Here is a 21,864-nt window from a genome sequence, read left to right as displayed (position 1 = left end):
GCCGTCCGCGCCGCCCTTGCCGTCACCGTGCTTCCCCATGAACAGCCCCTCCGTTGGTGGTCTTGAGCGTCGGCCGTGGCCGGGCGCCGGGCGCCCGCCGTGCCGTGTCCGGAGCGGGCATGCCCAGCGCGATGCCCCCGCAAGCACACGCTCACGGGGGCATCGTTTCTGCATCGGACGGACCGGCGTCAGACGCCCGCCGGCTCCGGCGCGCGGTCGGCTTCCGCCGGCTGCGCCCCCAGGCCCTTGGCCGCCTTCTTCTTCGCCCGGCGTTCCTTGCGGAGTTCGATCACCGCGTAGAGCGTCGGGACGAGGAGCAGGGTGAGCAGGGTCGAGGTGATCAGACCGCCGATCACGACCACCGCGAGCGGCTGGGAGATGAAACCGCCGTCACCGGTGATGGACAGCGCCATCGGGAGCAGCGCCATGATCGTGGCCAGGGCGGTCATCAGGATCGGGCGCAGCCGGTGCCGGCCGCCCTCGATGACGGCCTCCACCACGCCGTAGCCCTGCGCCCGGTACTGGTTGATCAGGTCGATCAGCACGATGGCGTTGGTGACCACGATGCCGATCAGCATCAGCATGCCGATCATCGCCGGGACGCCCAGCGGGGTGCCGGTGACGACCAGCAGGCCGATCGCGCCGGTCGCCGCGAACGGGATCGAGACGAGCAGGATCAGCGGCTGGATCAGGGACTTGAAGGTCGCGACCAGGAGCATGAAGACGATGGCGATGGCGGCGAGCATGGCCAGGCCGAGCGAGGAGAACGCGTCGTTCTGGTCCTGCGAGACGCCGCCGATCTCCGCGGTCGCGCCGGCCGGCAGCTTCAGCGACTTGATCTTGCTCTGGAGGTCGGCGGTGACCGCGCCGGTGTTGTCGCCGGTCGGCTTGGCCGTGATCGTCGCGGACCGCGCCCCGTCGATCCGGGTCATCTGGACCGGGCCGGGGACGGTCCGGACGGTGGCGATGTCGCCGAGCTTGACCGTGCCGGCCGGGGTCGGCACGGTCAGCGCCTTCAACTCGGCCTCGCTGGTGGCCGGGTGGGCCGAGGTGACGACGAGATCGCGCTCGGTGTCGTCCAGCAGCACCTTGCCGCTGGTGGTGCCGCGCACCGCCTGGGCGACCGTGGCGCCGAGGGTGGCCTGGTTGTAACCGGCCGCCGCGGCCTTGTCGTTGGGCGTGACGGAGATCCGCGGCACGCTCTGCGCCAGGTCGCTCTGTACGTCGGTGACGTGGTCGAGGCCCGCGACGGCCTTGCGGACCTGTTCCGAGGCCGTCTTGAGGACGTTCGCGTCACCGGCCTTGACGACCACGCTCAGGTTCTGGCTGCCGAAACCGCCGCCGCCCGCGGTGACGGTGGTCTCGCCGATGCCCGTGCCGAGCTTGTGGAGTCCGGTCCGCAGCTCTTCGGTGACCTTGTCGGAGTCCTTGGCGTCCTTCAGCTTGACCTGGTAGGACGCCTGGTTGGCGCCGGTGCCGCCGCCGAAGGCCGCCATGAAGCCGGAGGAGCCGACGGTGACCTGGTAGTCCTGGACCGCGGCCGTGCCGGCGAGCAGCGTCTCGACCTTCTTGGCCTGCGCGTCGGCGGCGCCCAGGCTGGTGCCGGGCTTCAGTTCCTGCTTGATGCTCAGGGTGTCCTGGGAGCCCTGGTCGAAGAGGTTGGTCTTGAGCAGGGGGCCCATGCCGAAGGTGCCGAGCAGGATGACGACGGCGATCACCACGCTGGTGACCCGGCGGCGGGTCGCGAACTGCAGCACCGGGACGTACAGCCGCTGCAGCGCGCTGTGGGTCTCCTTCTCCTCGGCCTCGCGGCGCAGCTGCTCCGGGTCGGCGCCCTCGGGGATCTCCGGGGCGCGCAGGAACCAGTACGAGAGCACCGGCACGACCGTCAGCGACACGATGAGGGAGGCGAGCAGGGCGACGGTGACGGTCAGCGAGAAGGAGCCGAAGAGGGCACCGACCATGCCGCCGACGACGCCGATGGGGAGGAAGACGGCGACGGTGGTCAGGGTGGAGGAGGTGATCGCTCCGGAGACCTCGCGGACCGCGGTGAGAATGGCCTCGCGGCGCTCCTCGCCGTAGCCCAGGTGCCGTTTGATGTTCTCCAGGACGACGATGGAGTCGTCCACGACGCGGCCGATGGCGATGGTCAGCGCGCCGAGGGTGAGCATGTTGAGGGAGAGGTCCGTGGTCCACAGCACGATCAGGGTGAGGACGACGGACAGCGGAATGGAGACCGCGGTCACCAGTGTCGAGCGCAGGCTCAGCAGGAAGACCAGGATCACGATCACGGCCATGACCAGGCCGAGCAGACCCTCGGTGGTCAGCGACTCGATCGACTTGGAGACGGCCGGGCCCTGGTCGGAGACGACCGTGAGGGCGGTGCCCTTGCCGAGGTCCTGGCGGATCTTGGGCAGCTTGTCCTTGACCGCGTCGGAGATGGCGACGGCGCTGCCGTCCCGGTCCATCGTCACCGTGACGGCGAGGCTGGGCTTGCCGTTGGTGCGGGTGATGGAGGCCGGGGTGGCCGCCGTCTCCTTGACGGTGGCCACGTCACCGAGCCGGACCGGCTTGGCCGCCTGGCCGCCGCCCGCGCCGCCCGCCGCCGGGGCGACCATCAGGTCCTGGACCTGCCGCACGGAGGTGTAGCCGGCGCCGACCTGGACGGTCTTGCTCTGCCCGTGCTCGGCGAACGATCCGGCGGGCACGGACGTGCCGCCCGCCTCCAGCGCCTGGCCGAGCGCGGCCGGGGAGAGTCCGGCGGCCGCGAGCTTCGCGTCATCGGGGGTGACCGCGACGATCCGGTCCTGGACGCCGCTCACCGTGACCTGGCCGACGCCGTCGATGTTCTTCAGGTCCGGTACGACGCTGCGGCGCAGCTGGTCGGCGAGGGTCTGCTGGTCCTTGTCCGTGGCGGAGACGGCGAGGACGACGGTGGGAATGTCGTCCGTCGAGCCGGCCACGACCTGCGGGTCGACCTCCTTGGGCAGCTTCGCGCGGGCGCGGTTCACCGCCTGCTGGACGTCGGCGACCAGGCGCTTGGAGTCGTTGCCGAAGTCGAACTGCGCCATGATGACGGCCGAGCCCTCGCTCGCCGTCGAGGTGACGCCCTTGATGCCGTCGACCGCCTGGATTCCGTCCTCCAGCGGCTCGATCACCTGCTTCTCCACGACATCGGGCGAGGCGCCCTGATACGGCGCCAGCACGGACACCATGGGAAGTTCGATGGACGGCAGGAGCTGCTGCTTGAGCTGCGGGATCGCGATGGCGCCGAAGGCGATCGCGACGACCGATATCAGCGCTACCAGGCCCCGTTGTACGAGGCTGAGTCGGGACAGCCAGGACATGGGTGGGGTTCTCTCTTCTGATCTGAAAAAAGTCGGCGGAGGGCCTGAAACACCTCCACAGGCCCACCTACACCCTCCGTCATGCCCCGGCCCGATTTCCTCGCTCGCAAGTCGGTTTCCGGCCCGGTCGTGTACCGCGTTCGGAGTACGGGGGCCTCCACCCTCACTGCACCCGTGGGCGTACGAGACCGGTTTCGTACGCAATGACCACCAATTGGGCCCGGTCGCGGGCGCCGAGTTTGGCCATCGCGCGGTTCACATGGGTCTTGACGGTCAGCGGGCTGACGGCCAGCTGTTCGGCGATCTCGTCGTTGGACAGGCCGCCGGCGACCAGCACCAGCACCTCGCGCTCACGGCCGGTGAGCGTCGCCAGCCGCTCGGCGCCGCGGCCGGCCGGTCCGGCGCCGTCCGCACCCTCGCCCTGGGCGAGGAACTTGGTGATCAGACCCTTGGTCGCGACCGGCGAGAGCAGCGCCTCACCGGCCGCCGCGATCCGGATCGCGCTCAGCAGTTCGTCGGGCTCGGCGCCCTTGCCCAGGAAGCCGCTGGCCCCGGCCCGCAGCGACTGCACGACGTAGTCGTCCACCTCGAACGTGGTCAGGATGACCACCCGGACCGCGGTGAGCTGCGGGTCCTGGCTGATCATGCGGGTGGCGGCGAGGCCGTCCACCCCGGGCATCCGGATGTCCATCAGGACGACATCGGCGCCGGTGGACCGGGCCAGCTCGTACGCCTGGGCGCCGTCGCACGCCTCGCCGACCACCCGCATGTCCGGCTCCGAGTCGACCAGGATGCGGAACGCGCTGCGCAGCAGCGTCTGGTCGTCGGCGAGCAGCACCTTGATCGTCATATCGACTCCCCCGTACGGACGGACTGAAGTGGCAGGGTGACCAGCACCTGGAAACCGCCGGCCGCGCGCGGGCCCGTCACGAGCGTGCCGCGCAGCGCGAGGACCCGCTCGCGCATACCGGTCAGGCCGTGGCCGCCGCCGTGCGCGGGCCGGCCGTCCGGCCCGTCGGCGCCGCCGCGGCGGTCCGCGCCGGCCGGGCCCGCGCCATCGTCCTGGACGGTCACCGTCAGACCGGATCCGGTGCGGACGATCCGCACCGTCGCACGGGCGCCGTCGCCCGCGTGCTTGTGCACATTGGTCAGCGCCTCCTGGACCACGCGGTAGGCGGTGAGGTCCACGGAGGCGGGCAGCGCACCGGCCGGCTCCGGGAGCTCCAGGTCGACGGGGAGGCCGGCGCGGACGAACCCGTCGACGAGCTGGTCCAGGACGCCGAGCCCCGGTGCGGGTTCGGTGGGCGCCGTGGGGTCGTCGGACTGGCGCAGCAGGCCGACGGTGGCGCGGAGTTCCTCCAGCGCCGAACGGGACGCCTCGCGGACGTGCGCGAGCGCCTGCTTGGCCTGGTCGGGGCGGTTGTCCATGACGTGCGACGCCACCCCGGCCTGGACGTTGACCAGCGCGATGTGGTGGGCGACGACGTCGTGCAGCTCACGGGCGATGCGCAGCCGCTCCTCGGCGACCTGGCGCCCGGCCTCCTCCTCACGGGTGCGTTCGGCGCGTTCGGCGCGCTCGCGCATGGCGTCGATATAGGCGCGCCGGCTGCGTACCGCGTCGCCCGCGGCGGCGGCCATGCCCGTCCACGCGAAGATCGCGAGGTTCTCCTGGGAGTACCAGGGGTGGGTCCCGAAGATCATCCCGGCGGCGGTGAGCGCGACCATGGTCAGCGCGCCGATCCGCCAGGTGGTGGGCCGGTCGGTCACGGCGGCCAGGGTGTAGAGCGCGAGCACGGTGGGGCCGACGACCGGGCCGCGCGGTGCGCCGCCCTGAGCGATCAGTTCGACGATGGTCAGCACACCGGTGACGGCCAGCACCGTGCGGGGCATCCGGCGGCGCAGCACCAGGGCGGCGCAGGCGACGGCGGCCAGCGACGCGGTCGTGGCCGAGAGGGGACGGACCCCGAACCGGGGACCCTGCGAGCCGTGCAGATCGGCCACCGAGGTGGACAGGATCGCGGCGAGCGCGATCGCCGCCAGGACGGCGTCGAACGCGAGCGGGTGCGTCTGGTGCCAGCGGAAACGGCCGGCGCGGGGCACTTCCGGGCCGGGGTCGTGGGAGGTCACAAGAGCAAACGGTAACGCCCCGGTCCCATCGGGGGCCGGGGCGTCGTCCGTCATGTGCTGGAGTGCGAGCGGTACCGGGTCGGTGCGCTCCCCGCGGGGTGCGCACCGGCCGGGGCCGCTCAGCCCGGGATCAGGCCGTCGTCGCTGAGCATGTCCCGGACCTCGTCGAGGCTGGCGTCCGGGGACGGCAGGATCAGTTCGGAGGGTTCCAGGGCGTCGTCCGGAAGCGGTGAGCCCAGTCGGCGCACCGCGTCCAGCAGACCGCCGAGGGTCCGGCGGAAGCCTTCCTCATCGCCGCTCTCCATCTCTTCGAGCAGCTCGTCGTCCAGCTTGTTGAGCTCGGTGAAGTGGGCATCGTCCAGCTTCACCTGGCCCTCCCCCATGATCCGTACGATCACGACGGTCTCCCTTGGTTCCGGTCCGACGATCTCTACGAGGTTATCCGCGGAGGACCGTCACTTCTTGTCGAAGCGCGGCTGGTCGTTCGGCTGCGCCGGCTGGGCCTGGCCGCCCTGCCCCGGCTCGATGGCCTGCTTGCCGGCGGACGGACCGCCCGCCAGCTCGGCCTTCATCCGCTGGAGCTCCAGCTCGACATCGGTGCCGCCGGACAGCCGGTCCAGCTCGGCGGTGATGTCGTCCTTGGCCATACCGGTCGGGTCGTCCAGCGCACCCGAGGCCAGCAGTTCGTCGATCGCGCCGGCCCGCGCCTGCATCTGCGCGGTCTTGTCCTCGGCCCGCTCGATGGCCAGCCCGACGTCGCCCATCTCCTCGGAGATTCCCGAGAACGCCTCGCCGATCCGGGTCTGCGCCTGGGCGGCGGTGTACGTGGCCTTGATCGTCTCCTTCTTCGTACGGAAGGCGTCGACCTTGGCCTGGAGGCGCTGCGCGGCGAGGGTGAGCTTCTCCTCCTCACCCTGCAGCGTCTGGTGCTGCGTCTGGAGGTCGTTGACCTGCTGCTGCAGCGCGCTACGGCGGGACAGCGCCTCGCGGGCGAGGTCCTCCCGGCCGAGCGAGAGCGCCTTGCGGCCCTGGTCCTCCAGCTTGCTGGACTGCCCCTGGAGCTGGTTGAGCTGCAGCTCCAGGCGCTTGCGGGACGTCGCCACGTCGGCGACGCCGCGACGCACCTTCTGAAGCAGCTCAAGCTGCTTCTGGTACGAGTAATCGAGGGTCTCGCGCGGGTCCTCGGCCCGGTCCAGGGCCTTGTTGGCCTTCGCGCGGAAGATCATCCCCATCCGCTTCATGACACCGCTCATGGGCCTCGCGCGCCCCCTTCTGACCGAGTTACATCGGGCTTAGGCTCCAGCACATCTACAGACCCCACAGTACGGGCCTTGGTTCCATTACCGCACTGTTCGGGTCCCGATGCGCTCATCCTGGAGGACGATCTAGGCGATCGGTCCACTCCGGCGCAGGGAGTAGAGAGGCCGGAGAAACCGCCGTCACGTCCGGTCTGTCCTGGTACGACCCCCGTCAGGGTCCCGTGCCGTTGCCGGATCGTTCCCCCGCCGACCGGGGGAACGATCCGGCTACCCCGTACCCTTGGGTCTTGTGTTCCGAAGCCGTTCGAAGGATGAGCAGGCCGCGACCGCCAAGGTGACCGCGGACCAGCCCCAGCAGCCCCGCGACCCGCAGGCCCCCAAAGGCCGCCCGACGCCCAAGCGCAGCGACTCCCAGTCGCAGCGCCGGGCACGCGCGCACACCCCGACCAACCGCAAAGATGCGACGAAGGCCCAGCGCGAGGCCCGCCGTGCCGATATGGCCAAGCAGCGCGAGGCCATGGCCAGTGGCGATGAGCGCTATCTGCCCGCACGTGACAAGGGACCGGTCCGCCGGTTCGCCCGCGACTTCGTCGACTCACGCTGGTGCGTGGCGGAGTTCTTCCTGCCGCTGGCCGTGGTGATCCTGGTGCTCACCATGGTCCGGGTGCCGTCGATCCAGACCATCGCGCTGCTGCTCTGGCTCGCGATCATCGTGCTGATCGTGCTCGACTCGATCGGCATCTGGATCCGGCTGGGCAAGCGGCTCAACGAGCGCTTCCCGAACGAGAACCTCAAGGGCGTCAAGGCATACGCGGTGATGCGCACCCTCCAGATGCGACGGCTGCGGCTGCCCAAGCCGCAGGTCAAGCGCGGAGAGCGGCCCTGAGCACCACGCCGGCCGGTTTCCGAGGCGCGGCCGGCGCCTGGCTGGAGGGCCTCGGCGGCCTGCGGAACACCGTCCGCCAGGAGCTGGTGGCCCGCCAGATCGAGGAGCAGATAGCCGGGCGGTTCCCCGTCGGGCAGCGGCTGCGGGTGCTGGATGTGGGCCTCGGCCAGGGCACCCAGGCGCTGCGGCTGGCCAGGGCGGGCCACGAGGTCACCGGGCTGGAGTCCGATCCCCAGATGATGGCGGCCGCCCGCGCGGCGCTGTCCGAGGAGCCCGCCGGCATCCAGGACCGGGTGCGGCTGATGGACGGCGACGGCCGGGAGACCGGTGCGCACTTCCTGCCCGGCTCCTTCGACATCGTGCTGTGCCACGGTGTCCTGATGTACGTGGCGGAGCCCGACCCGATGCTGGCCGGGCTGGCGCGGGTGCTGGCGCCCGGCGGTCTGCTGTCGCTGGTCGTGCGCAACGCCGACGCGCTGGCCATGCGCCCCGGGCTGTCCGGTGACTGGGCCACCGCGCTGGCGGCCTTCGACTCGCCGGAGTACACCAACCGCATCGGACGGCCCGTACGTGCGGACCGGCTGGCGGCACTGACGTCCACCCTCGCCGGCATCGGCGCACCGCTGGCCACCTGGTACGGCGTGCGGGTCTTCACCGATCTCGCGGCCGACGGCGAAGCGCCGCCCTCCCCCGACGGTCTGGCCGGGCTGCTGGCCGCCGAGGAACGGGCGGGGCGGACGGACCCGTACCGCTCGGTCGCGGCGCTGCTGCATCTGTGCGGAGTGCGCGGCTGACACCGGACGCGGCCGGGCGCGGCGCCGGGGAGGATTTCCGGCGCATTCCGGCTGCTCTCCGGTCAGGTGAACGGCCGCCGGCTGCGTCCTGTCCGGTGTGAGCCATGATCCTGTAGCCCCGCCCGGGAGCGGAGCCCCCGACACCGCACGGCCCGGGGCGGCGCCACCCGGCACCCCGGAGCGGACCGACGCGCCCGCAGCCGACGCACCCGAGGCCGGGCCGAAACTGCCGTTCCGCCGGACCTGGCGGATCCTCTACGGCCATATCCGGCCGCACCGCGCCGCCATCGCGCTGGGCGGACTCCTCACCCTGATCGGTACGCTCACCGGCCTCGTCCAGCCGATGGCCGCGAAGGAGCTGGTCGGGCGGCTCGGCGGCGAGGGGTCGATCACCGGTCTGCTGGTGGGGCTGACGGTGCTGGTGGTGGCGGGCACCGCGATCTCGTCGGTCGGCGCGTACGTCCTGGAGCGCACCGCCGAATCGGTGGTGCTGGTGGCCCGCCGGCAGCTCGTCGGCCGGCTGCTGCGGCTGCGGATGCCGGCGGTGGAGCGGGTCCCGCCCGGCGATCTGATGTCCCGGGTCACCTCGGACACCACACTGCTGCGCGCGGTCACCACCCGGTCGATGGTCTCCGCGGCGACCGGTGCGCTGACGCTGGTGGGGGCGATCGTGATGATGGCGCTGCTCGACCCGGTGCTGCTGGGCGTCACTCTCGGGGTCATCGTGCTGATCGGCAGCGCGCTGGGGCTGGTGCTGCCGCGGATCTCGAAGGCGACGCAGCAGGCGCAGGCGTCGGTGGGGGCGATCTCGGCGGCGCTGGAGCGGACGTTCGGGGCGTTCCGCACGGTCAAGGCGTCGGGGGCGGAGGCCCGGGAGGGTGCCGTCATCGAGGCGGCGTCGCGCGAGGCGTGGCGGCACGGGGTCCGGGCCGCGAAGTGGCAGTCGGTCGCGATGTCCTCGATCGGGCTCGCGGTGCAGGTGTCGTTCCTCGCGGTGCTGGGGGTGGGCGGGGCGCGAGTGGCGTCCGGCACCGTGGACATCGCGACCCTGGTGGCGTTCCTGCTCTACCTCTTCTATCTGATCGACCCGATCTCCCATCTGGTGGAGGCGGCGTCCGCGTACCAGGTGGGGTCGGCGGCCATCGCGCGGATGGCGGAGGCCGAGCAGTTGGAGGTGGAGTCGACGGGCGGGGAGCCGGCGGACGGCGAAGCGGCGACTCCGGTGGCGGGGCCGGCAGCGACTCCGGTGGCGGGGCCCCCGGCGAGCGTGGCGTTCGAGAACGTGTCGTTCCGGTACGGCCCGGAGCTCGCGCCGGTGCACCACGGCGTCAGCTTCACCGTGCCCGGAGGCGGGCTGACCGCCTTCGTCGGCCCGTCGGGCGCGGGCAAGACCACCGTCTTCGGGCTGATCGAGCGGTTCTACGAGGTGACCGGCGGACGGGTGCTGGTGGACGGCGAAGATGTCCGGAACTGGCCCCTGGACCGGCTGCGCGCGACGATCGGCTTCGTCGAGCAGGACGCGCCCGTACTGGCCGGCACACTCCGCGAGAACCTCGTCTTCGCCGCGCCGGACGCCACCGACGCGCAGATCGCCGAGGTACTGGCACGGACCAAGCTGGACGGGCTGGTGGCGCGGCTGCCGGAGGGGCTCCAGACGCCGGTGGGCCACCGCGGCAGCAAGCTGTCGGGCGGTGAGCGGCAGCGGGTGGCGATCGCGCGGGCGCTGCTGCGCAGGCCCCGGCTGCTGCTCCTGGACGAGGCGACCTCGCAGCTGGACGCGGTCAACGAACTGGCGCTGCGGGAGACCGTGGCGCGGGCGGCCGAGTCCACGACGGTGCTGGTGGTCGCGCACCGGCTGTCCACGGTGACCCTCGCGGACCGGATCGTGGTGATGGAGGCGGGCCTGGTGCGGGCGGTGGGCACCCACGCGGAGCTGGTGTCCGGCGATCCGCTGTACGGGGAGCTGGCGGCGACGCAGTTCCTGGCGTCCGCACCGGAGGGCGGGGCGGCCGGTGACACGGGGGTGCCCGGCCCCGGGCGGGCCGGCGGCGGGCCGGAGGGTGACGAGCCGGACGGCGGCGGGCCCGGTACCGACGTGCCCGGCGCCAGGGCGGCCGGTGGCGAGGTGGCCGCGGCGGGCCGGGGCGGACCGGCGGCGACCGGCTGACCGTGCGGGTGCGGCGCCGCGCAGCGCCGGAAAACGCAGTGCCGGAAAACGCGGCGCCCGCCGACCCATTCGGGGCCGGCGGGCGCCGCGTTCACCGTCCGGTTCAGCCCGCCTCGGCGTGCAGGCTCATCGGGGCCGCGTAGATCTCCGTACCGTCCTCGAAGAGCCTGACCTGGTCCACGCCGCCGTCCAGCAGGCCCTGCCACTCCTCACCGATCCAGGACTCCGCGTCCCCCTGTGTGGTGAACTCCTCCGGTTCCACCGCGGGTGCGGTCTCCGTACCGTCCGCCTTCTCGAACCGCCACGTCCACGCCATGTCCGCCTCCTGGATCCCACCGAGTACGTGTCAGGGCCACCGCGGACCGCGTCCACCGCGCCCCGCCCGGTCCTGTTTGCGAGCCTTGCTTCCGGGTCCTGCCTGCTGTGCTGATCCGCAGCTTAGATCGGCGCGTCCGGCGGTGGGCCGTGCGCCCGCCAGGGATGCGGCAAGCCAGGGCGATACGCCCGGACCTGGGGTGAAAGCGGCTTGATAACGTCTTCCTCGCACAGAGTTACGGGGGAGAGCACATTCAGTGTCGGACAACCTGTCGGTTCAGCCCGACGAACTGCGGGCATCGGCGCACGCCCAGGACGGCATCGCCGAAGACATCGAGAAGCCCTGCGACAAGGCCGTCACCGAGACCCGTACGGCCGCCGGTTCCGCCGAGGGCTGGTCCGTCGCCTCGGCCCTGCACATGATCGGTGAGACCTGGCAGCCCGCCCTCGACGGTCTGCACAAGCGCCTGCGGCAGGGCGCCGGCAATCTCCGCGACACCGCCGACAACCATGCGTGGAACGAGCAGATGGTTGATCAGGACTTCGAGGACTTCGACGGGGACATGGTGGGCGTGATCATGTCGGCCCCCGCCTCGGGCGGCGCCGGGATGCCGCATACCGGTACGGCCGGACAGGCGGTGCCACCACCGGTTCACGCCGGACTGCCGCGCCCCGGTGCAGGGCACACCGACTCGATACGCGAGGACGTCGGCGAATACCAGCCGCCGCCACCCGGTACGCCCTCACCCGGCACGGACGAGATGCTGCACGCCAAGCCGGCGATGCCCGTGTACGACCCGGGTGAGGTCCGTACGATGCCGGGCCGGGCGGCCGGCGCACGTACCGACGACACCCCCTTTGGATAGGTCATGGCTTCCGATTACGCACGTCTGCTGAAGCAGGACTTCGCGGACCTGACGGCCGCCGCCGACTCCTGGCGGCAGGTGTCGCAGGCGATGGACGGCGCCTTCGACCGGCACCGTACGAAGGTGACCGGTCCGCTGCACGCCTCCTGGGAGGGGGACGACGCCAAGGCCGCCCTGACGTTCCTGGAGGACATCGAGACGCGCATCCACGTGGTCCGCCGCGAGTCGATGACCCTCGCGAAGTCGATCGACACGGTGCGTTTCCGCATGGAGCAGGCGCAGACGGATCTGCGCAACGCCGTGCGGAGCGCGGAAGCCGAGGGATTCCTGGTCAACGACTCCGGCTCGGTGGGGGAAGCCCTCTGCGAGGTGGACGTGCCGGAGGCCGACGCGCAGCAGAAGCTGGCCCGGATGAAGCACTTTCAGGAGGCCGTCGACACCGCGGTGCTGGATGCGCGGCAGGCCAGTGACGACGGCGACAAGGCGCTGTCGGAACTGCGCGGCGACATCCTGGACCGCACCAACACCCACATGGCCGCGGAATCCGCCGCCGACAGCCGGCAGGCCATGAAGGACCTGGGCGTCCAGGGGCCGCAGATCCCCGAGGACCCCAAGGACGCCGCCGACTGGTGGAAGGGCCTCGACGACGCGTCGCGGCAGGAGTACGCGGCCATGTACCCGGAGCAGATCGGCAAGGCGAACGGCCTCCCGAGCACCGTCCGCGACGATGCGAACCGGCTCGCGCTGGACCAGGAACTCAACTTCGTCAGCGGCAGCGACCAGTCCATCCCCGGCATTCCGGAACACCGTCACAACCTTGAGGTCCTGAAGGCCGAACTCGACAAACGGGACGGCGCGACGGGAAACAAGAAGCTCTATCTGCTCGATTTCGACGGGTTCGAGGACGGCAAAACCGTCATCGCCATGGGAAATCCGGACACCGCCGACAATGTCGGTGTGCAGGTGCCGGGCACCGCCACGACGATGGACTCGACCGGCGGCCAGCTGGCGCGGATGGACAAACTTCAGAGGTCGGCCGGGCGGGCCGATCCCTCGGCGAACACCTCGATGGTCTACTGGCTCGGTTACGACGCGCCGGAGATTCCGGTGGCCGAGGCCCCGAATCTCGCCGTCGCCGGCACGGGCCGGGCTGACGCCGCGGCTCCGGACCTGCGGGATTTCACCCACGGTCTGCGGGCCTCGCACGAGGGGCCGGACCGTGCGCACATGACGGTGCTGGGACACAGTTATGGCGCCACTGTCGTGGGCGACGCGGACGCCGGGGGAAACGGCCTCGACGCCGACAGCATTTCCGTCGTCGGCAGTCCGGGGATGACCGTCGGCAAGGCGTCCGATCTCCACGTCGACCCGCGCCACTTCTACTCGGGGCTCGCCGACGACGACCCCATCAGCAACGCACAGGGCCTGACTCTCGGCCCCGACCCGAACACCCAGGTCTTCGGCGGTACCCGGTTCATCACCGATACCCACGGCCACAGCGGCTATTGGGACGAGAACAGTGAGAGTCTCGCCAATCAAGGGAAAATCATCGCCGGCAGGCAGCCGGATGAATCACTGCACACACCCGTCAAAATGTGAAGGACAATCCGTGAGCGGATCTCCCCGCAGGGTGAAGCAGAAAATCCTCACCCCCATCCTGATCGCCTTGGCCGCCTCGGTCCTCCTGTACGCCGGAGCCTGCATGCCCCAGAAATCCGAAGACCCCAACAAGCCGCTGCCGCGTAAGAGCCGTGCGGAATCCCTGACCTGGGCGAAGCAGTACACCTCGACCATGGCGCACTACGCGGAGGTGAAGACAGGCCATACCTTCGGCCCCTTCACGGATTTCGAGGAATGCATCGGCAAAAACGACGAGGTGGCCGACGACGGCCGGTACACCCTGACCTATACCGTGTACGCCGATCTTCCGCTGGCGGCGCACATTCCGGCGGTCCGTAAACTCCGGACGGCACTGGAAAAGCACGCGGACGTGAAAATCACCGGCTTCCAGGAGAAGAACTCGGAGGTCACCCTCTACGGCCGCCACGACGGAGAGAACTTCAGCCTCATCGCCGACACCGTCAAACCCCCGAACACCCTCCGGCTGTCCGTCAGCACCCCGTGCTTCCTGCCCCCGGAGGCGAAGCAGCAGAAGTTCTGACGGGTACCAGGGGGCCGGACCCGTCCGGTTCCGCCCGTCCAACGGCGGTGTCGGGGCGGCCCCCCGCGCGCCCGCCGGGCGTGGACGCGAGAAACTCGGCAGGTGGAACTCACTCTCCTCGGCACCGGGGCCCCGCGGGGGCTGCCGCGCCCCGGCTGTCCGTGTGCCGTCTGTGCCCGTGCCGTCGGCGGCGAGGCGCGGGCGGCGACCGCGCTGCTCGTCGACGGCGCGCTGCTCATCGATCTGACGCCGGGCCCCGCCTTCGCGGCGGCCCGCGCCGGTCAGTCGCTCACCGCCGTACGACAGGTGCTGCTCTCGCATCCGCACGACGGGCCCGCGCTGGAGGTGCCGGCCGGGCTGCCGCAGCCGGGCCGGGTCGCGGACGGGCGGGAGCTGGCGCTGCTCGACGGGCACCGGGTGCGGGCCGTCGCGGTGGACGTCCCGGGCACCGGCTACGAGATCGGCGGCCCCGACGGGGAGCGGCTGCTCTATCTGCCGCCCGGCGCGGCCCCGGCCGGCCTCGGTGAGGGGAACGGCACCACGGCGGGCCGCGGCGATGCCCACGGGGCGGGCGGCGGCCCGTACGACCTGGTGCTGCTGGACGTCCTGGCGCGCCCCGACGCGCTGGCCCGGCTGCGGGCGGGCGGGGCGGTCGACGCGGCGACGGATGTGGTCGCCGTACACATCGACCACGAGGTGCCGCCCGGCCCCGAGCTGCACCGCAGACTGGCCGCGGCGGGCGCCCGCGCGGTGCCGGACGGCAGCTCGCTGGTGGTCGGCGAGTACCACGCGGTGCCCGATCTGCCGCGCCGCACGCTGGTGCTGGGCGGTGCGCGCAGCGGCAAGTCGGCGGAGGCGGAGCGGCGGCTGACGGCCTTCCCCGACGTGCTGTACGTGGCGACCGGCGGCACCCGGGAGGGCGACACGGAGTGGGCGCAGCGGGTGACGCTGCACCGTGAGCGGCGCCCCGGCAGCTGGCGTACCGCCGAGACCTGCGATCTGGTGCCGCTGCTGCTGGACGACGGTGCCGGGGCGGGCGGCGGGACAGACCTCGGCGCGGTCCCCGGCCCCGGCACCGGTACCGGCCGGAAGCCCGGCGCGGCGCCGCTGCTCATCGACTGTCTGGCGCTGTGGCTGACGCACGCCATGGACGAGGTCGGGGCCTGGGACGACGCGACATGGGAGGCGGGCGGGCGGCAGGCGCTGCGGGAGCGGACCGACGCCCTGGTCGCGGCCGTCCGGGCGACCCGCCGCACGGTGGTCGCGGTGAGCAACGAGGTCGGCTCCGGAGTCGTCCCGGCGACCGCGTCGGGCCGCCGTTTCCGGGACGAACTGGGCCGGCTGAACGCCGCGTTCGGCGCCGAGTGCGAGCAGCTGCTGCTGGTCGTCGCGGGCCAGGCGCTTGCGCTGCGTGGCTGACGGCGGCCGGACGGTGCCCGTGTCCGCTTGCCCGGGGGCGTGGCGGCGGGTGCTCTTGGACCGTGACCGAATCCGAGCTGACCGAATCCGAACCGCCGGGCGCGGCGGGCCACCCGGCGCCGGCCGTCCCTGTGGGGCCGGTGCCCGCACCGGGTGGCGGCCCCACCCGGGTGCCGGGGCCGGGCGCCGTCCGCTCCCGTCCCGCCCCGTACGACGCCCGCGGCCCGCGGGAGCCGGGCCCGCGCGGCCGGTGTGCCGAGGCGGCCGTGCGCCGCTATCTGGACCGGCGCCCGGAGGCGACCGTGGTCGCGCTCGGGGAGGGGCTGGGGACCGGGTTCTGGCGGCTGGACAACGGGCGGCTGACCTGGCTGACGGTGGCGCCGCCGGAGACCGCCGCGGTGCGCCGGATACTGCTGCCGGACGGCCCCCGGCGGCGTACGGTCGCCCGCGCCGCGGCCGATCACGGCTGGCTGGACGCGGTACCGGAGCCGCGGCGCGGGGTCGTCGTCACGGCGGCGGGGGTCCTGATGCGGCTGCCGCCGCCCGAGGTACGGGCGCTGCTGGCGGCCTGTGCGGAGCGGTTTCCGGGCGGGGCGCTGGTCTTCGACGTGCTGCCGCGCCGGAGCGCCGCGCTGGCCCGCCGGTGCGGTGCGCTGGCCGGCGGCCGGTGGGCCGCCCCGGTGCGCTGGAGCCTGGACCGCGCCGAGCTGCCGCGGGTGGCGAGCGCGCACCCGGGCATCGTCGCGGTCCGCGAACTGCCCTTGCCCCCGGCGCGGCTCCCCGCCGCTTCCCTGCGGCGGCCGGCGGCGTACCGGCACCGGGTCCCGGTTCTGCGCGCGCTGCTGCCGTTGGTGTGCGAGGTGCGGTTCGCCGGTCCATGAGCGGGTGGCCGGGGCGTCCCGGCGGCCCCGGTGCGCGGTCATCGGCCGCCGGGCGCGTCGCCCGCGGTCCGTTGCCGGTAATCTGCGCCGAATGAGCGCCCTGAACCTCGATGACTTCGCCCCACTGATCGAGCGCCCCGACAGCGCCGCACGCCGTGACGCCGAGGAACGGCGGGCGCGGCTGACCGTGCGGCCGGGCGCCCTCGGCCGGCTCGACGAGCTGGGCGGGTGGCTGGCCGCCGTCCAGCAGCAGGTACCGGTGCGGCCCCTCGCGCACCCGCGGGTGCTGCTGTTCGCGGGCGATCACGGGGTGGCGGAGCTGGGCGTCTCGGCGCGTCCGGCCGGCGGCACCAAGGATCTCGTCCGGGCCGTACTGGACGGGGTGAGCCCGGCCGCCGTGCTGGCCCGCGGCGCCGGGGCACCGGTCCGGGTGGTGGACATGGCGGTGGACTGCGATCCGGCGGAGCTGCCCGAGGAGGTCACCCGGCACCGGGTGCGGCGCGGCAGCGGGCGGATCGACATCGAGGACGCGCTGACGCCCGAGGAGGCCGAGGCGGCGTTCCGGGCCGGGATGACGATCGCGGACGAGGAGGCCGACGCCGGTACGGACCTCGTCGTGCTGGGCGATCTGAGCGTCGGCGGCACCACCGCCGCGAGCACGCTGATCGCCGCGCTGTGCGGGACGGACGCCTCGGTCGTCACCGGGCGGGGCGGGGCGGGCATCGACGATCTGGCCTGGATGCGCAAGTGCGCGGCGATCCGGGACGCGCTGCGGCGGGCCCGGCCGGTCCTCGGCGACCAGCTGGCGCTGCTGGCCACCTGCGGCGGCGCCGATCTGACCGCGATGACCGGGTTCCTGTTGCAGAGCGCGGTGCGCCGCACGCCGGTGATCCTGGACGGGGTGGTCTCGGCGGCCTGTGCGCTGGTGGCGCAGCGGGTGGCGTTCCGGGCGCCGGACTGGTGGGTGGCCGGGCAGGCGAGCGGGGAGCCGGCGCAGGGCAAGGCGCTGGACCGGATCGCACTCAACCCTTTGCTCGATCACGGCGTCACTGCCGGTGAGGGGACTGGGGCGCTGCTGGCTCTGCCGTTGGTGCGGGCAGCCGCGGCCCTGTCGGCAGAACTGCCCGTACGCGACTGAGCGGCGCCGGACCCGAACGGCCGGCCGCCGGTTCACGGCGGCCGGAAGAGCGCGCACACGTCACGCACATTCCGGTCCGTCAGCGGCGCCCACAGGATCACTTTTCATGGGAGATGTCGCTTGAGCCCGGATGAGGACCGCCCCCGCGGCCCCTGGTCACAGCGCGGCGCCGCGTTCGGCGTCTGGTATCTGCGCACCGTCACGTTCATCAATTTCCTCAGCGCGGTGTGGGTGTCGTTCGGCAACAACATCCGCCGGCACAACGTCGACGAGTTCTTCACCCCGTATCTGCTCACCGCGGGGTTCGCCTCCGGCGCCTTCTCGCTGTTCTTCGCCGTCACACTGCGGCGGCGCAAGCGGGCGGCCTGGATTCTGAGCCTGGTGCTGTCGGGGCTGTTCCTGGCGCTGATCGGCTCCGTGCTCGCGCTCTTCCCCGAGTTCCGCGCGCATGCGCAGAACTGGGTGTCGCTGGTGCTGACGCTGCTGTTCGTCGTCGCACTGGTCGTCGGCCGCCGGGAGTTCTACGCGAAGGGCGACCGGTCGAATCCGAAGCTGGCCGCGGTCACCGCGGTCGGCGGGCTGCTGACCGCCTCGCTGCTGGCGGCGCTGCTGGTCACGGTCACCAACACCGCCCAGAACGCGTCCTCGACGTTCTTCCTGCGGTGGCGGTACGGCCTGATGCGGCTGATCTCGCTCGCCCCCGACGAGCTGAAGTTCCTCGGGATCTCCGCCCCGAACTGGGTGGATGTCGTCATCAACGTGATGAGTACGGCGCTGCTGGTGGCCGTCCTGTGGGCGGCCTTCCGGTCCGTGCGCAGCACCGATCCGATCACCGGGGACGACGAGGAGAAGCTGCGCGCGCTCCTCGCCCGGCACGGCGACCGCGATTCGCTGGGCTATTTCGCGCTGCGCCGCGACAAGAGCGTCCTGTTCTCCCCCAGCGGCAAGGCGGCGATCACCTACCGCGTGGTGGGCGGCGTGTCGCTGGCCTCCGCCGATCCGCTGGGCGATCCCGAGGCGTGGCCCGGTGCCATCGAGCGGTGGCTCGCCGAGGCCCGGGAGCACGGCTGGACGCCGGCCGTGATGGGCGCCAGCGAGGAGGGCGGCACGATCTACGCCCGGCACGGTCTGGACGCGCTGGAGATCGGCGACGAGGCGATCGTGGACACCGAGGAGTTCACCCTCGGCGGGCGCGCGATGCGCACCGTCCGGCAGGCGTACAACCGGGTCGAGCGGGCCGGGTACACCGTCCGCATCCGGCGCCACGAGGACATTCCCGGGCCGGAGATGGACGAGCTGCTGCGGCTGGCCGACGACTGGCGCGACGGGGAGACCGAGCGGGGCTTCTCCATGGCGCTGGGCCGGCTCGGGGATCCCGGGGACGGGCGGTGCGTGATGCTCGAATGCCGGGACGCCGGCGACGGGGAGGGCGAGGGGCGGCTGCGGGCGCTGCTGAGTTTCGTGCCGTGGGGCGACAGCGGCCTCTCGCTGGACCTGATGCGGCGTGACCGGGATTCCGAGAACGGCCTGGTGGAATTCATGGTCCTGGAGATGATCCAGCGGGCGAAAGAGGTGGAGATCACGCAGATCTCACTGAACTTCGCGATGTTCCGCTCCGTCTTCGAACGCGGATCGCGGCTCGGCGCGGGTCCGGTACTGCGCATATGGCGTTCGCTGCTCAGCTTCTTCTCCCGCTGGTGGCAGATCGAATCGCTCTACCGCGCCAATGCCAAATACCGGCCCATCTGGGAACCGCGGTACATGCTCTTCGACAAGAGCACCGATCTGCTGCGCATCGGAGTCGCCGGCGCCCGCGCCGAGGGCTTCCTGGAGGCCCCTGGTCTGCCGAAGTGGCTGAACCGCAAGCACCTGGAGAACATGAGATGACGGAGCCGGCCCTGCGTCGTGCCGCACGCGCCGAGTGGGGCCCGCTCCTTCGGACCGTGCGGTCGGCGCTGGCGAAGCGGAAACTGCGGGCGATCCCGGTGACGCTCGCGGCGGTGCTGCTGACGCTGGTCTTCCAGATCGTGCAGAACCAGCCCTGGGGCTACCGGCCGATCCAGAACATCGGCTCCGTGCAGGCCGGTGAGCATCTGTGGCTGGCGCTGCTGCGCACCCCGCTCTCGCTGTTCGTGCCCGCCCTCGATCTGCCGGTCTGGGGTGCGCTGGCGCAGCTGCTGCTGGTCTTCGGGATCGCCGAGATCTGCCTGGGCCGGCGGCAGATGCTGGCCGTCGCGTACCTCGCCACGCTCGCCGGGACGATGTACGCGCGGCTCGGCATCTGGCTCGGGCCCGGCACCCCCGTCGGGCTGCCGCCCACCGACGCGTACGTCATCGACACCGGCCCCTCGGCGGCCGTGGTGGGCCTGGCGCTGGTCGTAACTTGGCGCTACCGCGCCTGGTTCACCTGCGCGGCGGTGGTGGTCGCGATGGTCGTCGAGGTGCTGTTCATCAAGAACAACCTGGCGGGCAAGGAGCACATCGCGGCCGTCGCGGCCGTGCTGGTGCTCTGCGCGGTGTGGGAGATCGCCGGGCGCCGCCGCAAGCCCGGCGGCCTCCAGCACGTCAGCGGCTGGGAGCACCCCCGATGAGGTGCTCGATCCGGCGGCGGATCCCCGACCAGCGCACGTCGTGGCGGTAGGCACGGACCTTCGCGCGGGCCTGCGCCCTGGGCCGGCGGGCGTAGAAGCGCCGGGCCCAGGGTGAGTTGGGCCGGGCCAGCCGGATGGCCCCGACGAGCGCGACGAAGGGGATGACCACCCCGATGACGGCCATCCGGCCCTTCCCCTTGAACAGTGCGATCAGGGCGCAGAGGAAGTTGATGCCGACGGTCCGCACGACCAGGAAGCGGTCGTGGGTCTCGTCGGGGCTCAGCTCGTTGACGCCGAACGGCAGGAAGCCGCAGAGGATCAGGGCGACCAGCGCGGCGGTGATGATGACGATCTCGACGCTCTTGGTGCCGGCCTCGGTCCAGTAGACGTCGTCCAGGTGCAGGATCAGCGCGAACTCGTCCAGGACCAGGCCGACGCCGATGCCGAAGAGCACGGCCGCGACGGCGGAGCCGAAACCGCGCGGGCCGCCGGCCATCCCGATGAAGCCGCCGATGACCATGAGGATCACGCCGGGGACGACGTGGTGGACGTGTATCCCGCCCGGTGTGATGTTGCGGAACGGGCCCTTGCCCGCGCGGATGAGCCGGGTGATGACGCGGGTCACGAGGAAGGTCAGCACGAAGGAGGCGAGGGCGAGCAGCAGCGGCAGCTTCCCCGGCTCGATGATGTTGCGGACCCACCAGTGACCCATGCCACATACTCCCCTTCTGTCACAGCAAGCTTTCCGTCATATGAGGGCAATTTAACGCCGCGGCAACCGGGGTAGCCTGCGGCGATGAGCGAAGCACCCGACTCCCCGACCGCCGCCCCGGGGCCCCCGGCCCGTACCGACGCGCTGCGCTTCGCCTTCGGGACGCTCACCGCGCTGCCGGTGCGGGTCACCCGCTGGGACCGGGAGACCGCCCGCGGCGGGATGCTCTGCGCACCGCTGGCCGGGCTGGCCGTCGGGGCGGCCGCGGCCGCGCTCGGCGGGGTGCTGCTCCTGCTGGGCGGCGGGCCGCTGCTCGCCGCGGTCGGCAGCGCCGCGGTGCCCGCCGCGCTCACCCGCGGTCTGCATCTGGACGGGCTCGCCGACACCGCGGACGGCCTGGGCAGCGGCCGGCCGGCCGCGGACGCGCTGCGCATCATGAAGCAGTCCGACATCGGCCCGTTCGGGGTCATCACGCTGCTGTTCACCCTGTTCGCGCAGGTGGCGGCGGTGTCCGAACTGTACGCGGACGGCTGGGCGCGGGGTGCGACGGCCGTCGCCGTCGCGGCGGTCACCGCCCGCTGCGCGCTGACCCTCGCCTCCCGCCCGGGGGTGCCGGCCGCCCGGCCCGGCGGGCTCGGCGCGGCGGTCGCGGGTACCGTGCCGCTCCGCGCGGCGCTGCTGTGCGCCGCCCTGGTGACGGCCCTGTGCGCCGCTGCGGGCGCGCTGTCCGGTCCGTGGGGCGCGCTGCACGCCGGGGTGGCGGCGCTGGCCGGCCTCGGGACCGGCGAACTGGTGCTGCGGCACTGCCGACGGCGGTTCGGCGGGGTGACCGGCGATGTGTTCGGCGCGCTCGCGGAGAGCGCGGGGCTGGCGGCGCTGGTCGTCCTCGCGCTCGGCTGACGTCCGGCCGTACGGCGGGCGCGACGGGGAGCGGGAGGGGCCCGTCGGCGAGGTGACGCCGCCTCACCGGCCGTTGTGGCGCGCGTCTCATCGGTACGGGCGCACACCGCCGGGAGCCGCCGGAAGAAGAGGCCGAAACTATCCTAAAGGGGGCAACTCCCCCGCATTGGCGGACGGTTCACCCCGGATGGGCGGCGGTGGGCGGCGCCCGGATACGTCCCGGTGCGGCGGCGGACGGGACCGGGCGGCGGCGCCGAGCGTAGGCTCGGCCGCAGCAGCGCCCTGGGCGCGACCGGATTCC

Annotated in this window: 19 protein-coding genes; 12 read left to right on the top strand and 7 right to left on the bottom strand. The window is 72.4% G+C overall.

What is annotated here, in order from left to right; translation table 11 throughout:
- Positions 1-188 precede the first annotated feature (188 nt).
- The 5 genes from IH09_RS27800 to IH09_RS27780 all read right to left on the bottom strand — a co-directional run bounded on the left by IH09_RS27800 (position 189) and on the right by IH09_RS27780 (position 6,727).
- The gene (locus IH09_RS27800; RefSeq protein ID WP_052860248.1) at positions 189-3,347 is read right to left on the bottom strand and encodes an efflux RND transporter permease subunit; all 3,159 of its coding nucleotides are present in this window, start codon (positions 3,345-3,347) and stop codon (positions 189-191) included.
- A 163-nt stretch (positions 3,348-3,510) separates the two neighbouring features.
- Positions 3,511-4,197, bottom strand: coding sequence for a response regulator (locus IH09_RS27795; protein ID WP_052860247.1), 687 nt, complete (start codon positions 4,195-4,197; stop codon positions 3,511-3,513).
- Positions 4,194-5,474: a sensor histidine kinase gene (locus IH09_RS27790; protein WP_244934328.1), complete on the bottom strand. Its 1,281-nt coding sequence runs from the start codon at positions 5,472-5,474 to the stop codon at positions 4,194-4,196. Before IH09_RS27790 ends, IH09_RS27795 begins: the two co-directional genes overlap by 4 nt.
- A 119-nt stretch (positions 5,475-5,593) precedes the next feature.
- The gene (gene pspAA / locus IH09_RS27785; RefSeq protein WP_052860245.1) at positions 5,594-5,872 is read right to left on the bottom strand and encodes a PspA-associated protein PspAA; all 279 of its coding nucleotides are present in this window, start codon (positions 5,870-5,872) and stop codon (positions 5,594-5,596) included.
- Between the two features lie 57 nt (positions 5,873-5,929).
- Complete coding sequence (locus IH09_RS27780; RefSeq protein WP_052860243.1) at positions 5,930-6,727, bottom strand: PspA/IM30 family protein; 798 nt, start codon at positions 6,725-6,727, stop codon at positions 5,930-5,932.
- A gap of 295 nt (positions 6,728-7,022) precedes the next feature.
- On the opposite strand from IH09_RS27780, the gene IH09_RS27775 reads away from it, so the two are divergent.
- The 3 genes from IH09_RS27775 to IH09_RS27765 all read left to right on the top strand — a co-directional run bounded on the left by IH09_RS27775 (position 7,023) and on the right by IH09_RS27765 (position 10,580).
- Positions 7,023-7,619 carry a DUF3043 domain-containing protein gene (locus IH09_RS27775; protein WP_052860241.1) on the top strand — a complete coding sequence of 199 codons (597 nt, stop codon included), beginning with the start codon at positions 7,023-7,025 and terminating at the stop codon, positions 7,617-7,619.
- Between the two features lie 86 nt (positions 7,620-7,705).
- A complete protein-coding gene (locus IH09_RS27770) occupies positions 7,706-8,413 on the top strand; it encodes a class I SAM-dependent methyltransferase (protein WP_052860238.1) in 708 nt (235 codons plus the stop codon).
- A 226-nt stretch (positions 8,414-8,639) separates the two neighbouring features.
- The gene (locus IH09_RS27765) at positions 8,640-10,580 is read left to right on the top strand and encodes an ABC transporter ATP-binding protein (protein ID WP_110952631.1); all 1,941 of its coding nucleotides are present in this window, start codon (positions 8,640-8,642) and stop codon (positions 10,578-10,580) included.
- 103 nt (positions 10,581-10,683) lie between these two features.
- Here IH09_RS27765 and IH09_RS27760 read toward each other — a convergent pair whose 3' ends face one another.
- Entirely contained in the window at positions 10,684-10,896 is a 213-nt protein-coding gene (locus IH09_RS27760) for a hypothetical protein (protein WP_052860237.1), read from the bottom strand.
- A 256-nt stretch (positions 10,897-11,152) separates the two neighbouring features.
- On the opposite strand from IH09_RS27760, the gene IH09_RS27755 reads away from it, so the two are divergent.
- The 8 genes from IH09_RS27755 (at position 11,153) to IH09_RS39360 (ending at position 19,951) form a co-directional block, all read left to right on the top strand.
- On the top strand, positions 11,153-11,761 hold the full coding sequence (locus IH09_RS27755; protein WP_052860236.1) for a type VII secretion target: 609 nt from the start codon (positions 11,153-11,155) through the stop codon (positions 11,759-11,761).
- Between the two features lie 3 nt (positions 11,762-11,764).
- Positions 11,765-13,360 (top strand): alpha/beta hydrolase, encoded by a 1,596-nt coding sequence (locus IH09_RS27750; RefSeq protein ID WP_052860235.1) that lies wholly within the window; start codon positions 11,765-11,767, stop codon positions 13,358-13,360.
- Between the two features lie 10 nt (positions 13,361-13,370).
- The gene (locus IH09_RS27745) at positions 13,371-13,922 is read left to right on the top strand and encodes a hypothetical protein (RefSeq protein ID WP_190233432.1); all 552 of its coding nucleotides are present in this window, start codon (positions 13,371-13,373) and stop codon (positions 13,920-13,922) included.
- Positions 13,923-14,024: 102 nt separating this feature from the next.
- Positions 14,025-15,341, top strand: a complete 1,317-nt coding sequence (locus IH09_RS27740; RefSeq protein WP_052860233.1) for a bifunctional adenosylcobinamide kinase/adenosylcobinamide-phosphate guanylyltransferase — start codon at positions 14,025-14,027, stop codon at positions 15,339-15,341.
- A 62-nt stretch (positions 15,342-15,403) separates the two neighbouring features.
- Positions 15,404-16,222 carry a class I SAM-dependent methyltransferase gene (locus tag IH09_RS27735; protein ID WP_318279571.1) on the top strand — a complete coding sequence of 273 codons (819 nt, stop codon included), beginning with the start codon at positions 15,404-15,406 and terminating at the stop codon, positions 16,220-16,222.
- Positions 16,223-16,313: 91 nt separating this feature from the next.
- Positions 16,314-17,360, top strand: coding sequence for a nicotinate-nucleotide--dimethylbenzimidazole phosphoribosyltransferase (gene cobT / locus IH09_RS27730; RefSeq protein ID WP_052860232.1), 1,047 nt, complete (start codon positions 16,314-16,316; stop codon positions 17,358-17,360).
- Positions 17,361-17,480: 120 nt separating this feature from the next.
- Entirely contained in the window at positions 17,481-19,247 is a 1,767-nt protein-coding gene (locus tag IH09_RS27725; protein WP_110952629.1) for a phosphatidylglycerol lysyltransferase domain-containing protein, read from the top strand.
- Entirely contained in the window at positions 19,244-19,951 is a 708-nt protein-coding gene (locus tag IH09_RS39360; protein WP_052860230.1) for a hypothetical protein, read from the top strand. The genes IH09_RS27725 and IH09_RS39360 overlap by 4 nt, the downstream gene beginning before the upstream one ends.
- Here the strand turns inward: IH09_RS39360 and IH09_RS27715 are convergent.
- On the bottom strand, positions 19,926-20,663 hold the full coding sequence (locus tag IH09_RS27715; RefSeq protein WP_052860229.1) for a hypothetical protein: 738 nt from the start codon (positions 20,661-20,663) through the stop codon (positions 19,926-19,928). The two genes, IH09_RS39360 and IH09_RS27715, sit on opposite strands and share 26 nt — an antisense overlap.
- A gap of 84 nt (positions 20,664-20,747) precedes the next feature.
- Between IH09_RS27715 and IH09_RS27710 the strand changes: the two genes are divergently transcribed.
- Positions 20,748-21,563, top strand: a complete 816-nt coding sequence (locus IH09_RS27710) for an adenosylcobinamide-GDP ribazoletransferase (RefSeq protein WP_052860228.1) — start codon at positions 20,748-20,750, stop codon at positions 21,561-21,563.
- The last annotated feature ends 301 nt before the right edge of the window (positions 21,564-21,864 follow it).

The organism is Streptomyces celluloflavus (assembly GCA_000720995.1).
Taxonomy (GTDB): domain Bacteria; phylum Actinomycetota; class Actinomycetes; order Streptomycetales; family Streptomycetaceae; genus Streptomyces; species Streptomyces celluloflavus.
Note: the sequence above shows the minus strand (reverse complement) of the source record. Positions and strands in the feature narration are given on the sequence as shown.